Annotated in this window: 9 protein-coding genes and 1 pseudogene; 6 read left to right on the top strand and 4 right to left on the bottom strand. The window is 41.1% G+C overall.

What is annotated here, in order from left to right; all coding sequences use genetic code 11:
• Nucleotides 1-130 precede the first annotated feature (130 nt).
• Nucleotides 131-895, top strand: coding sequence for a sulfate transporter CysZ (cysZ, locus tag BCU91_RS18465; protein ID WP_102532112.1), 765 nt, complete (start codon nucleotides 131-133; stop codon nucleotides 893-895).
• A gap of 342 nt (nucleotides 896-1,237) precedes the next feature.
• Nucleotides 1,238-3,634: a carbohydrate binding family 9 domain-containing protein gene (locus tag BCU91_RS18460; protein ID WP_102532111.1), complete on the top strand. Its 2,397-nt coding sequence runs from the start codon at nucleotides 1,238-1,240 to the stop codon at nucleotides 3,632-3,634.
• A gap of 97 nt (nucleotides 3,635-3,731) precedes the next feature.
• On the opposite strand, the gene BCU91_RS18455 is transcribed toward BCU91_RS18460, so the two are convergent.
• On the bottom strand, nucleotides 3,732-4,853 hold the full coding sequence (locus BCU91_RS18455) for a beta-ketoacyl-ACP synthase III (RefSeq protein WP_102439868.1): 1,122 nt from the start codon (nucleotides 4,851-4,853) through the stop codon (nucleotides 3,732-3,734).
• Nucleotides 4,854-5,210: 357 nt separating this feature from the next.
• Between BCU91_RS18455 and cysK the strand changes: the two genes are divergently transcribed.
• Both cysK and BCU91_RS18445 read left to right on the top strand, forming a co-directional pair.
• A complete protein-coding gene (gene cysK / locus BCU91_RS18450; RefSeq protein ID WP_102439869.1) occupies nucleotides 5,211-6,176 on the top strand; it encodes a cysteine synthase A in 966 nt (321 codons plus the stop codon).
• Between the two features lie 278 nt (nucleotides 6,177-6,454).
• Nucleotides 6,455-7,529 (top strand): annotated as a pseudogene (locus BCU91_RS18445) (methyltransferase).
• A 114-nt stretch (nucleotides 7,530-7,643) separates the two neighbouring features.
• Here BCU91_RS18445 and yfcC read toward each other — a convergent pair.
• Nucleotides 7,644-9,170: a putative basic amino acid antiporter YfcC gene (gene yfcC, locus BCU91_RS18440; RefSeq protein ID WP_102532110.1), complete on the bottom strand. Its 1,527-nt coding sequence runs from the start codon at nucleotides 9,168-9,170 to the stop codon at nucleotides 7,644-7,646.
• A 352-nt stretch (nucleotides 9,171-9,522) separates the two neighbouring features.
• Complete coding sequence (gene focA / locus BCU91_RS18435) at nucleotides 9,523-10,437, bottom strand: formate transporter FocA (protein ID WP_102439872.1); 915 nt, start codon at nucleotides 10,435-10,437, stop codon at nucleotides 9,523-9,525.
• Nucleotides 10,438-10,968: 531 nt separating this feature from the next.
• On the opposite strand from focA, the gene pflB reads away from it, so the two are divergent.
• On the top strand, nucleotides 10,969-13,251 hold the full coding sequence (pflB, locus tag BCU91_RS18430; RefSeq protein WP_102439873.1) for a formate C-acetyltransferase: 2,283 nt from the start codon (nucleotides 10,969-10,971) through the stop codon (nucleotides 13,249-13,251).
• An 88-nt stretch (nucleotides 13,252-13,339) separates the two neighbouring features.
• Nucleotides 13,340-14,071: a pyruvate formate lyase 1-activating protein gene (gene pflA / locus BCU91_RS18425; protein ID WP_102519459.1), complete on the top strand. Its 732-nt coding sequence runs from the start codon at nucleotides 13,340-13,342 to the stop codon at nucleotides 14,069-14,071.
• Between the two features lie 55 nt (nucleotides 14,072-14,126).
• Here pflA and yfbV read toward each other — a convergent pair whose 3' ends face one another.
• The gene (gene yfbV / locus BCU91_RS18420; protein ID WP_102532109.1) at nucleotides 14,127-14,570 is read right to left on the bottom strand and encodes a terminus macrodomain insulation protein YfbV; all 444 of its coding nucleotides are present in this window, start codon (nucleotides 14,568-14,570) and stop codon (nucleotides 14,127-14,129) included.
• Nucleotides 14,571-14,706: the final 136 nt, after the last annotated feature.

Raw genomic sequence — 14,706 nt, 5'->3', positions numbered from 1 at the left:
ATAAAGTACAACTTTACCAATCGCGCTGCATTTTGTAACGATTTTTATGACTTAAACACACTTTAAGGCTTGTTTTCCGCTCAATGCATCACCACAATCGTAATAACTAGTTTTTTCAAGGATGTAATCGATGCCAATTAAACCAACGAAAAGTGGTGTTAATTATTTTATGGATGGGTTTAAGCTCATAAAACAACCTGGGCTAAGAACCTTTGTCTTCATTCCATTAATGGTTAACTTAGTTTTATTCTCAACGGTCATTTATTTTGCAATTGGTAAATTAGATGAAATGTTTGCTTGGATGAACGGCCAAATTCCCGAATACCTCACATGGTTAAATTTTTTCCTGTGGCCACTGGCGGTTGTTAGCTTATTAGTGGTGATGTCTTTTATCTTTAGCTCAGTGATGAACTGGATAGCCGCGCCCTTTAATGGTCTGCTGGCTGAAAAAGTTGAGATGCATTTAACCGGTAAGTCACTTAACTCTGGCACTACGGTGGATTTAATTAAAGATTTACCGCGAATAATGGGTCGAGAGTGGACTAAATTAAAGTACTACCTGCCTAGAGCATTACTGTTTCTATTGTTATTTATCGTGCCTGTCGTCGGCCAAACCGCCGCCCCTGTCTTATGGTTTTTATTCAGTGCATGGATGATGGCAATTCAGTATTGCGACTTCCCATTCGATAACCATAAAGTCCCCTTTGACGATATGAAGTTTGCCCTCAATCAAACTAAAGGCACTAGCTATACCTTTGGCGCAACAGTGACGCTGTTTTCAATGATCCCGATAGTGAACTTTATCGTCATGCCGGTAGCAATTTGCGGCGCCACTGCCATGTGGGTTGATAAATACCGTGATGCTTATAAGCATCCAGAAATAGCACCTGAATAGTTTCGCAATGAGAATATCGTTGTTGATTCTGCGGTATTGATATCAAGAGGCCTCGACATTTTGTTGAGGCTTTTTATTGCATATCTGTCTCTTACTGAGGTTTGTGACTAATACTTTGATTATTTGCTGTTGCCTTTAAGTATGCATATGAGGCTAACGTTAGGAAGCCGCCTATCGAGCATGCGTCATCCTAGTTTTTAACAAGTAAATATTTATCAATTGTTAATTCCAAGCCCTCAAACGCAAGTAACAATTAAAAACATTTTAATCACATAAAATTAACGACTTTAGTATGACTTTCTGCGACAATCTCGCAAACTAACAATAAGTTACAGATTCATCATGAGAAGTATTGTGAAAAAATACCTGACAACACCTTTGTTTCTATCAAATTCCACCATTAGAAGCGCAGCTATTTTAAGCGTTTTTTTTAGCACTTTTCTGCTCCCTGCTTCTGTTATCGCTGGTGATGCAAGTCAATTTAATATCGCCATTCCAACCTTATCCGAGGCTGTAGAAATCGATGGCGAGTTGAATGAGCCACAGTGGCAACAAGCTGCCACTATGCAGCTTAAATATGAAACCTCACCGGGTGAAAACATTGCCGCCCCCGTTAGCACTGAAGCGAAAATATTTGCCACAGAAACCAGTTTGTTTGTTGCCTTTTTGGCTAATGACCCAAACCCTGAACAGATCCGCAGTAATTTACGTGACCGCGATAGCTCATGGGGTGATGATCAAGTTGGTATTAAGCTCGACACCTTTAATAATGCCCGCCTTGCCTATCAGTTTTTTATCAACCCTTATGGGGTTCAAAATGACTCTATTGAAAATGAGTTAACAGGTGAAGAAAGTGATGCCTGGGACGGTATTTGGTATGCTAGTGGTCAGATCACAGCCCAAGGTTATCAAGTTGAACTAGAGCTACCATTAAGACTATTTAACTTTGATGACAATAAAGACCTGCAAACTTGGGGCATTGAATTAATTCGCTTTTACCCAAGAAATGAAACCCATCGTATATCAAGCCATAAAATTGATCGTAATGTGTCATGTCAATTATGCCAACTCGGCACCGCAACAGGCCTTGAAGGCGCTAAGCAAGGTAAAGATATTCAAATTACGCCATCAGTGGTGGCAACCAGTAATAATCAACGTAATCTTAATCCTAACCAGCCTTGGGAAGATGATAATCATGTTGAAGCTGGGCTCGATTTACGTTGGGGCATCACCCCTACAACGTTATTAAATGCCACCATTAATCCTGACTTTTCCCAAGTAGAAGCCGATTCTGGTCAGCTAGATGTTAACAATACTTTTGCGTTATTTTACCCTGAAAAACGTGCTTTCTTTTTAGATAATAAAGATTATTTCGATACCCAATTAAGCCTATTACACACTCGTAATATTGCCTCACCTGACTATGGGGTAAAGCTTACCAGTAAAACTGATGATCACACTTTAGCTGTGTTGGCGGCTAATGACGAAAATACCCAGTTTTTAATCCCGGGTAACTTAAGCTCAGATATCGCCACCATTAACGAAGAAAGCTATAACCTTGCAGCAAGGTACCGCTTTGATCCCAACAAGAAGCTATCTTTTGGTGGTCTGGTTACCGCTAAAACCTCAGAGAATTACCATAACTATGTTGCCAGTGTTGATATCAAGTATCAGCCCACTGAGCAAGATACTTTTACCGGGCAATATGTATTTTCAGACACGCAATATCCTGATGATTTGTTTCAACAGTTTTGCCAAGGCGAGGATTGCAGCGCACCGCCACAAAGCTGTGAGTTGGGTAATTGTGAATACAATGAACGCGTGCTACGCACTAACAAGCAAGATAACTTTTCCGACAGTATGTACCGGGTAAGCTACGACCATATTCGTCGTAACTGGCGCGCCTTTAGCCGTTATGAATCCATTGGTGAAGACTTTAGAGCTGACTTAGGTTTTATTGACCGAATTGATGCCAGTAAGTTTGTCGTCGGCGGTAATTATGTTTGGTACCCAATGGAAAACTTTTTCAACAAAGTGGTATTTGGCGGCGATTGGGACATTACCCACAATCAAAATAATGAAAAAATTGAACAAGAAGCTGAGGTGTATATTGAGTTTAACGGCGGCTTACAAAGTTACATCTCAACCGGTTTTGTTCACAAAGACCGCGTAGGTAGACGCCATGATGGCTCATCACTGGCCATTGATGGCAATGCCACCATGTACGATATTAATTTCAATTGGTTGTACGCCAACTTTACCCCGATACAGTCACTGAAATTAGAAATTGATATGAACTACGGTGATGATATTGATTACGCCAACGACCGTGCGGCTACTGTGACTATGTTTAACCCAGCGGTGGAGTGGAAGGTGACTGAGTCAATCATCTTAGATGTGAATCATCGCTACCAAACCCTTGATGTTGATGAAGGTACTTTGTTTACCGCTAACCTGACTGATTTACGTCTCAATTGGCAAATCAGCTTAAATAGTTTTTTACGTTTAAGCAGTGTCTATACTGATATTGAGCGCGATCCAAGTTTATATCAATACCAATCGCCGAATAAGCAAAGTCAGAATTTAGGCAATGAAATTTTATATGGCTATAAGCTAAATCCACAAAGTGTATTTTATCTGGGTTATTCCGACGGCTTGGTTGCTACCGATGAAATCGATTCATTAACCCAAAAAGATAAAACCTACTTTATGAAAGTAAGTTATGCCTGGTTACTGTAGTTATTAGTCGTTAGTTGTTTAAGATTTTACCCATTGATGATCAAAAAGACTGCCTTGGCAGTCTTTTTGATTTAGTTGAAAGTACACACAGTTAAAATTAAGTCTTCTCTAAAATAATACTGCCAACAGAGTAGCCTGCTCCAAACGAGCAAAGCAGACCTAAATCACCAGTTTTAAAGTCCTGATTATATTTATTAAAAGCAATAATCGAGCCCGCTGAAGCCGTGTTTGCGTATTCATCTAATACCACTGGTGCCTGCGCTGCATCCACATTGTCACCAAGCAGTTTACGCACCACAAACTGATTCATATTGATATTGGCTTGATGTAACCACAAGCGTTTAAATTCATTAGCTTGTATCTGCTCTTGTTCGAGTTGCTTGTCTAAATGCTGATAAATCATTGGCAACAACTCTTTAAATACCTTGCGCCCTTGTTGATGAAACAACTTATCACTGCTGTTAGCATTGAGCGGATCACAGCGATTCATATGGCCAAAATTACTGCGGATATTATTAGAGTAATCAGTAACGCATTTGCTCGACAGCACATTAAAAGCAAACTCAGTGTGAGCATTGTTCGCTTTTTCAACCACAACTGCGGTTGCGACATCGCCAAAAATAAAGTGGCTATCGCGATCGCGATAATTAACCTGCGGCGAACATATTTCAGGATTAATCACCAATACCCTAGATGCTGTACCTGACTGCACGGCATTGATCGCATTGACTATGGCAAATGTAGCTGACGAACACGCCACCAACATGTCGTAGGCAAAGCCCTTTGTGCCCATGGCTTGCTGAATTTCGATAGCAATTGCAGGGTATGAGCGCTGAGTATAAGCACAGGCAACAATCACTAAGTCAATGTCACTGGCGAGCAGTTTAGCCTGTTCTAAGGCTTTATTCGCCGCCGCGATACCCATTTCAGCCTGCATAGATAATTCGGTACTTGGGCGATCTTTTATCAAAGGCATCATGATGTCAGGCTCTAAAATGCCCTCTTTGACCATCACATAACGCTGCTTAATTCCTGAGGCTTTTTCGATAAATTCAGCCGATGAGTGGGCTAATGCGTTTAATTCACCATTCGCGATTAAGCTAGCATGCTGGCTGTTATATTGGTCGACGTAACGATTAAGGCTTGTTACTAGCTCTTCATTACTAATGCTATGGGGTGGGGTGTAAAGTCCACTTCCTGAAATCACCACTTTGTTCATATTATATCTGCCATTAAGGTATTGGGGAGTAACAAGTTTCCCACCTCGACATTGCCATACTGATAACTTTTGGCCATCTGGTTAATACAGGGAAAATTTTACAATTAAAACAAGTCTATTGGGTTCTGGCATTTTCGCTAAGCACTAATTGACGATTTGCTAAAGGTCTGACCATCTAAGCGAGTAATAATGTGCTTAACTGTTGCAGCAAAAGTAAATGATTGTTAATTAAGAAGATGCTTTATTATTATAGTAGAGTTTGCTTTAATAACTAAAAGGAATAACGAATAACTAACTGTCACTGTTAAAGCCACCTAAACCGATTATCATTAGACAATGCAAACAAGGAGCTAAACCATGAGCAACATTTACGAAGACAATTCATATACGCTAGGTAATACCCCACTAGTGCGCCTTAATCGAGTAAGCAATGGTAATGTGCTAGCAAAAATAGAAGCACGCAATCCAAGTTTCAGTGTTAAGTGTCGTATCGGTGCCAACATGATTTGGGATGCCGAAAAGAAAGGTACCCTCAAAGCTGGTATCGAATTAGTTGAGCCAACCTCAGGTAATACTGGTATTGCACTAGCTTATGTTGCTGCCGCGCGCGGTTACCAGCTAACACTTACTATGCCAAACACCATGAGCCTTGAGCGCCGCAAATTATTAAAAGCATTAGGTGCTAACCTTGTGTTAACTGAAGGCGCTAAGGGCATGAAAGGCGCGATTGATAAAGCAGAAGAAATTCGTTTATCTGATCCTTCAAAGTACCTTATTCTCGGTCAATTCAGTAACCCTGCGAACCCAGAAATTCATGAAAAAACCACAGGCCCAGAAATCTGGAATGACACCGATGGTAAAGTCGATGTATTCGTAGCAGGTGTTGGTACTGGCGGTACTATTACGGGTGTGAGCCGTTACTTAAAAAGTCAGAATAAAGATATTGTGTCAGTGGCGGTTGAGCCAGTTGATTCTCAAGTTATTGCTCAAGCTAAAGCAGGTGAGCCTCTGCAACCTGGACCGCACAAAATTCAAGGTATTGGCGCAGGTTTCATCCCTGGCAACTTAGATTTAGATTTGGTTGATCTTGTGCAAGCTGTTAGCAATGAAGATGCAATTGATATGGCGCGCCGCTTAATGAAAGAAGAAGGTATCTTAGTGGGTATTTCTTCAGGTGCTGCTGTAGTTGCAGCGAATCGTATTGCTGAACTGCCAGAGTATGCAGGCAAAAATATTGTTGTTATTTTGCCTTCAGCTGCAGAGCGTTACTTATCATCAGCACTATTTGCTGGCGAATTTAGCGATAGCGAAAACGTACAGTAACCATATTTAGTGACTGATTACTAAAAAGTCGCTAAACACTTTAAAAGCTCTGCATTTGCAGAGCTTTTTATTGGTTTAAACAAACGTAACTACCTGCACATAAGTAAGTTTCAATTCAACTATCTGCAACTTCTAAGGCGTGTGTCCCAAAAATGCATTATCCCGCCCTAGCATGTCGTTAACAAGCTCAACATCTAGAGCTAGATCAAGCTCCTATTTAATAGTGTTTGCTAATATCGCAGCACTTTTTCTCCTGCTGCTAGAGCAATCTTCATTTTATGTCTTTTTATCAATCACCGAAAAAATATCCGCCTACATGCTAAATTCGAAGCACAAAAAATAGCCTTCGCACCTGTAAGCTTTCAAGTGGCCCGTTGCCTTAGCCAATTCGGCCTACTGGCACAAATTGATGCAGCAGGCGATCAAGGTATTAGCTTAGCGCAGTTAGTAAATGATGCTGACGTATCTAAGTATGCTATTCATGTTTTGCTAGATATGGGTCTAAGTATGGGTCTACTTTGGTGCAAAGATGAGCTTTACCGCTTAGATAAAACAGGACATTTCTTATTACATGATGATATGGCTGCAAAGAATCTTAACTTTATTCACGATGTCTGTTACCAAGGTTTGTTTGAATTAGAAGCATCTCTTCGTAATGGCAAAGCTGAAGGCTTAAAATACCTTGGCGATTGGGACACCATTTACCCGGGATTAAGCCAATTACCTGAGCAGGTTAAACGCAGCTGGTTTGAGTTTGACCATTACTATTCCGATCATGCGTTTGATAGTCTTTTACCGTTAATTTTTCGATCTAAGCCACAACATATTGTTGATGTGGGCGGCAATACAGGTAAGTGGGCGATTGCTTGCACAGGCTATGATGACCAAGTCAACATCACCATTATGGACTTGCCGGGGCAGTTAACTGTAGCGATGGAAAATGCCAAGATAAATAAGGTTGCCGATCGAGTGCATCCACTTGAAACCGATTTGCTTGATAGTGATAAACCTTTCTATCAACATGCTGATTTATATTGGATGAGCCAATTCTTGGATTGTTTCTCAAAACAGCAAATTGTCACTATTTTAAAACGCGCCGCTGCTGCTATGCGCTCTGATAGTGAGTTGTGTATCTTAGAGACTTACTGGGACAGACAACCATACGAAGCGGGTGCCTACTGTGTTAACGCCACCTCACTATATTTTACTGCAATAGCGAATGGTAATAGCCGCATGTATCACAGTAAAGATATGCTAAAAATGATCAGTGAAGCAGGCCTTTATGTGGATGAAGATATAGATAACATTGGCATAGGTCATACTTTGTTACGCTGTAAGAAAAAGCCTTGTTAAGCTCATTTTTAAGTTAATGACTTATTTAGTCGTTATCACAATAAAAAAACGGCATCAATTCATTGATGCCGTTTTTAATAAATGCCATTTATAATAAATAATATCGCGCCTTGTTTAACTGAAGCCTAAATAATGGGCCGTAATCACTGCAATGCTCGAAAGCACCATTAGCGCTACCATAAAGCGCCAAATAAACTTAACCCAATCACCCCAATCCACTCGGCATACGCCTAAAGTCGCCATCAGCGACGCTGAAGTAGGCACTAACACATTGGTAAAGCCGTCGCCTAACTGAAACGCCAGTACTGATACTTGACGAGTCACACCCACAAGATCTGCCAGTGGCGCCATCAATGGCATGGTTAACGCCGCTTGGCCTGAGCCTGAGGTGACGAAGAAATTAAATACCGACTGGAATAACAACATAAACCAAGCAGATAAGGCATTCGGTAGCTGGCCAATCACGCTACCTGCACTGTGCAAAATACTGTTTAGCACGCTCGGTTCTGTTGCCCCGCCACTGCCAATTAATAATAAAATGCCAGAAGCTAAACCCACTAATAGTGCAGGCTCGAGCATGGTGCCTGCACCTTGCTTAAAGCTTTGAGCTACTTTATTCATGGTTAAGCCGTTTAGGTTGAACAATATGCCAATAATACCGACTACAATGCCCATGGTAAAAAACTGGCTGGCAATTTCAGGAATAAACCACGCATGAGCAATCACGCCCCAGATAACCCAGCCTATGGTTGCTGCAATGGTTAGTAATACCAATATGTCACCCATATTAAAGCGACTGTCTTTTACTGTTCCTTGCTGGTTATCTCTAAAATGCTGATCACTATGAAAACTAAACGACAAGCTGGGTTGCTTTTGAATTTTACTGGCGTAGCGCATGGTAAAAATAATCCCAATTAAGGTAAAGCCAACCCAAAGCCCAAAGCGTACCCCTGCCCCAGATAATACCGGCACCCCTGAAATGCCTTGAGCAATCGCCACACTAAATGGGTTCATCCACGAACTGGCAAAACCAATTTGTGTCGCAACGTAAGTCACCATCACGGTACATATGCCGTCGTAACCAAGGCGGATCATTAACGGGCAAATGATAATTGCAAAGGCGATTGCCTCTTCGCCCATACCAAAAACCGCCCCGCCTAAAGAAAATAAACTAAAGATAACCGGAATAAATAACTGCTCGTTACCCTTGGTTTTATCGATTAAGCGTAAAATACCGTTATCAATGGTGCCAGTGGCCATCACCACTCCAAATGAGCCGCCGATCACTAACATGAACATAATCACGCCAATGGCACTGCCCCACTTAGAACCAGAAACTAAGCCTTCAAAGACGAAGTTAAAAAAGCCCATGCCACCATCACCTTTAAATAGCCCCATTGGGCTAAGTAGTGGCTCACCTTGTTCATCAGTTGCATAGCTAAACGAATTAGGGTCGACAACACTGCGTGTCTTTTCCACACCATCGACAACATAATGTGCCTCTTGGGTAGTAAAGGAGCCAATGGGCACCACATAGGTCAACAGTGCTGCAGCAAAGGCAACAAAGAATATGATCACTAAGGTATCAGGCATTACTTTGGTTGTTTGGGGGGGATTACTGGCTATTTGTTGCTCTAACATTTCATTACCACTGTTATTGTTATTATCAGGTAGGTTTTATTTATAAAATACTAGCATTTAAATAGTCTTAAATATTGCAGACTTTTAGTTAAAATATCTAAAAATGGCAGGTTAACAATATATTAGCGCCTAAAAAGTAGCCTTAACGCATATTCGTTTGTTATTGAAAAAGTTTAATCGAATAAAAACCAGTCAACAATAAAAGCCTGATGATATTATTGCTTGATATCAAATGCTGCTGAGTTTGAAATTGCTTTGGTAAAAAAGGCTAGCTACAAAAATGCCCAGCAAAGGCTGGGCATTCAAATTAAGACTGACAGTAGTTCTATGCAGACTTCATACTCTAAGGGGCTTAATCGTTTTTAGGCTCAACACGGCTTGTAATAGTGCCGTGACTTGCGCCGTCAGTGCCAAGGGTTAATTTACCTTGTTCAACTAACCAAAAGCCGATGCCAACAAACACCCCACCACCCACTATATTACCTAAGGTTACAGGGATCAGGTTATGAAACACGAAGTTACTCACAGTAAGATCGGCAAATTGTTGCGGGTCTAGGTTAAGTGCTACATAAAAACTATCCGGTGCAAATGAATGGATAGCAATACCAATTGGCACCATAAACATGTTGGCAATACTATGCTCAAAACCGCTGCTCACAAACATGGCTACAGGCAGGATCATCAGTAAGGATTTCGTCAGGAGATCTTTGGTGGCAAAGGTCATCCACACAGCTAAGCACACTAACATGTTACATAAAATACCTAAGGTAAATGCTTGTGACCAAGTGTGATGAATTTTGTGCTGTGCAAGCTTCATTGCACTTAACCCCCATTGACCATCATTGAGTTCAAACATGCGCGCACTCATGATCAGAAACACCATCAATAGTGCGCCGACTAAATTGCCCGCATAAACTCTGGCCCAACAACGTAATTGGGTCGCTGTTTTGACTTTTTTCTGCGCCCAAGGGATCGAGGTTAACACTGTACTAGTAAATAACTCTGTGCCGCACACCACAACTAAAATTAATCCTAAGCTAAACGCAATACCGCCAATAAAGCGTGTCATGCCCCAGCCCATAGTACTGCCGTTAGTCACTGTAATGTAAAACACAAATGCAATCGCAATAAATGCACCGGCAAATATCGATAACATAAATGATTGCCAAGGGCTTTTAGCAACTTTAGCTAAACCAAATGCTTCAGCATTTTGGAAGGTGGTTGGCGTCGCAGCAATTTGCTGTTGATCGCCAGATGCATTTTTCATAAAAACCCCGAGTAAAACTATAAGTTAAATTGGTATGACCAAGAACAAAGATTAAAAAATCTACCAGCACCATGACCCAATTAGATTAACAGCCACTAATTAAGTATCAGTTTTGCTAAAAGGTGCTATAAATCAGTATAGCAAGCAATATAGGGCTAAGCAGCCTTAGCAGCACGCTTACAAAAGGTTAGCAAGAATAGACCCAATTGATTAAATAAAAAACTTTTTGCTCAGAAACTGTTAAGCACTTAACAGTTTCACTGTTCGCATAGCCAAATTTTATTTTTTTAAGTGAAGTTAACCCAAAGCTATGTTAATCTTTGCAGGGTAAATTGGTCTTACCAATTTAGATAAATGGGAAATTTAGCTTAATCGCTATTACGATAACGGTTAAGCCAACGGATTAGATGCCCTTGCGATCATCCATCAATAGGGATCTCAATTTTTGTTCTGCTAACTTGTTTGTAATAGACATCAACTAACATCAAGTCGCAGTTCAGCAGCAGTTAATTGACGAGAAGGTAAATTACCATGACCGATAAAACAGAGTTATTTGCAAATGCGTGGCAAGGTTTTGAAGCTGGCGACTGGAAAACAGAAGTCAACGTTCGTGACTTTATTCAGAAAAACTACAACCCATATGAAGGTGATGAATCTTTCCTAGCTGGCGCTACCGCAGCTACTGAATCACTTTGGGAAAAAGTGATGGTTGGCATCAAGCAAGAAAATGCAACCCACGCACCTGTTGATTTCGACACAGAAATGGTTTCGACCATTACTTCTCATGATGCTGGTTACATCAATAAAGATTTAGAAACTATCGTTGGTTTGCAAACTGATGCGCCGCTTAAGCGTTCAATGCTGCCAAATGGTGGTATTCGTATGGTTGAAGGCTCTTGTAAAGCTTATGGCCGCGAATTAAACGCAGACGTTAAATACACTTATTCTGAATTACGTAAAACCCATAACCAAGGTGTATTCGATATTTATACTCCTGAAATTATGGCTTGTCGTAAATCTGGTATTTTAACCGGTTTACCTGATGCATATGGCCGTGGCCGTATCATTGGTGATTACCGTCGTATCGCGCTTTACGGTATTGACTACCTAATGCAAGATAAATACGCTCAGTTCTCTTCACTTCAAGCAGGTTTTGAAGCTGGCGAAGATTTAACTTACACAATGCAACTGCGTGAAGAAATTGCAGAGCAACATCGTGCATTGGGTCAAATCAAGAAAATGGCAGCAAAATACGGCTGTGATATTTCTCTTCCTGCGACGAATGCAAAAGAAGCAATCCAATGGACTTACTTTGGTTACCTTGCAGCTGTTAAGAGCCAAAATGGCGCAGCAATGTCATTGGGCCGTACTTCTACTTTCATCGATATCTTCGTTGAACGTGACATCGCTAACGGTGTTATCACTGAAGAACAAGCACAAGAAATGGTTGACCATTTCGTAATGAAACTTCGTATGGTGCGTTTCTTACGTACTCCTGAATACGATGAATTGTTCTCAGGCGACCCAATCTGGGCAACTGAATCAATTGCTGGTATGGGTTTAGACGGTCGTACTTTGGTAACTAAATCAAGCTTCCGTTTCTTACACACGCTTTACAACATGGGCCCAAGCCCTGAGCCAAACATTACCGTATTATGGTCAAATGAGCTGCCACAAGGTTTCAAAAACTACTGTGCAAAAGTATCAATCGATACGAGCTCAATCCAGTACGAAAATGATGACTTAATGCGTCCTGATTTCGAATCAGATGATTACGCAATTGCCTGTTGTGTTAGCCCAATGATTGTGGGTAAACATATGCAGTTCTTCGGTGCCCGTGCCAACTTAGCGAAAACCATGCTTTACGCTATCAACGGCGGTGTTGATGAAAAACTAAAAATCCAAGTTGCACCTAAAGCAGATGCAATCACATCAGAAGTATTAGAATTTGATGATGTAATGGGTCGTTTAGACGGCTTAATGGATTGGTTAGCGACACAATACGTGACAGCACTTAACTCTATCCATTACATGCATGATAAGTATTCATACGAAGCTTCATTAATGGCATTACATGACCGTGATGTACGTCGCACCATGGCATGTGGTATCGCAGGTCTTTCAATTGCAGCCGATTCACTATCTGCAATTAAATACGGTACTGTTAAGCCAATCCGTGACGAAGACGGCATTGCAATTGATTTTGATATTTCTGGTGAATATCCAAAATTTGGTAACAATGACCCACGTGTAGATGACATCGCTTGTGACTTAGTTGAACGTTTCATGGCTAAGATCCGTACCATGAAAATGTACCGTAATGCGATTCCAACACAGTCTATTCTTACTATTACTTCTAACGTTGTATACGGTAAGAAAACGGGTACTACACCTGATGGGCGTCCAGCTGGCGCACCATTTGCTCCGGGTGCTAACCCAATGCATGGTCGTGATGAAAATGGCGCAATCGCTTCATTAACATCAGTAGCTAAACTGCCATTTGCTCACGCACAAGACGGTATTTCTTACACATTCTCTATCGTGCCAAATGCACTAGGTAAAGATGAAGTTGGACGTCGTGCTAACCTTGCATCATTGATGGATGGTTACTTCATGAGCAACGCTAACAGTGAAGGTGGTCAACACTTAAACGTTAACGTAATGAACCGCGAAATGCTTGAAGACGCGATTGTTAACCCTGAAAAATACCCACAGTTAACCATTCGTGTGTCTGGTTATGCGGTACGTTTCAACGCGTTAACACCTGAACAGCAACAAGATGTTATTACACGTACCTTTACTAAAAGCATGTAATATCAACTAAAATCGGTTGTGCTAATATAAGTGATGTCACTATTGCTAATTAGCACAACCTTTTTTCATTTGTTTGTTCGGAGTTCTCATGACCACAGGTCGCATTCACTCAATCGAGTCTTTTGGCACAGTAGATGGCCCAGGCATTCGTTTCGTTGCCTTTATGCAAGGCTGCTTAATGAAATGCCAATACTGCCATAACCGTGACACTTGGGATTTAGATGGTGGTAAAGAGGTCAGTGTTGATGAACTCATGAGCCAAATCATCAGCTACAAACCTTTCTTAAAATCAGGTGGCGTTACAGCAACTGGTGGAGAAGCGATTCTTCAAGCTGATTTCGTAAACGAGCTCTTTAAAGCCTGTAAACAAAACGATTTGCATACCTGTCTCGATACCAATGGTTTCGTTCGAAAATACACACCGATTATCGATGAACTACTCGATAACACCGACTTAGTATTGCTTGATATCAAGCAAATGAATGATGCCAAACACATTGATTTAACCAAAGTGAGCAACCAACGCACACTGCAATTTGCACAGCACCTTGCTAAACGTCAGCAAAAAACTTGGGTTAGATATGTTGTGGTTAACGGTTTTACTGAAGATATCGACTCAGCCATTGCCTTGGCAGATTTTATCAAGCCGATGACAAACGTTGAGAAAGTTGAATTACTGCCCTACCACCAGCTTGGCACCCATAAGTGGGAAGCTTTCGGTGAAACCTATCCGTTAGAAGGTGTAGAGCCGCCAAGTAAAGAAACGATGGAAGCCATTAAAGCGGTATTCGTCGAGCGTGGAATAAGTGCCAATTATTAAGTTTCGCTAACTTATGATTGACTCAGTCATTTTTAAAGTGTGTAACCCTTGAAGACTATAGCTCTTCCCAGTAACTGCGATCTAAACGGTCAAAGGCCACTTTTAAAATCACTGCCATATCTAAGTAACACGCTTTAGGGCCCAACGGTTTATTGCTAATCCCCATTGCGGTTAGCTTTGCACTGAGTTGGTTAGCCCAATCAAATAAGGTCAGTGGCAACGGGTGTCTTGCACGCCAGCCCAACCACAGCAAGCCTTGAACAGGTAAGCTGATAAAAAATAATAAAATGGCAATGGCTTGGGGCAAAAACGCCCATCCATTGACATACACTTGGCTCATTGCAGCCAAAATAGCAAAAAAAGGCATGAACATGATGCCTAAATGGGTTGCCCTTACAACGCGGTATTCAGGGAAATAACACCCAAGTTGTCGGATCATTGGCCACGTTTTCATATAACGTCGACCATCGCCGATGATTTTGAATACTTTTACGTTCAACGGTATGCCCTAAATCAATTAATAGATACATGCACAATAGCACACAGCCCTATTTAGCCCCAAATTTCAGCTAAATTTATCGGCTAATTTGTAAATCATTAACTATGATTGATTGTTGAAATAACAAGGTTTCACA

Origin of the sequence: Shewanella sp. 10N.286.52.B9, from assembly GCF_002873635.1 — a bacterium.
GTDB lineage: Bacteria > Pseudomonadota > Gammaproteobacteria > Enterobacterales > Shewanellaceae > Shewanella.
This window is presented reverse-complemented; position numbering and strand designations above follow the sequence as displayed.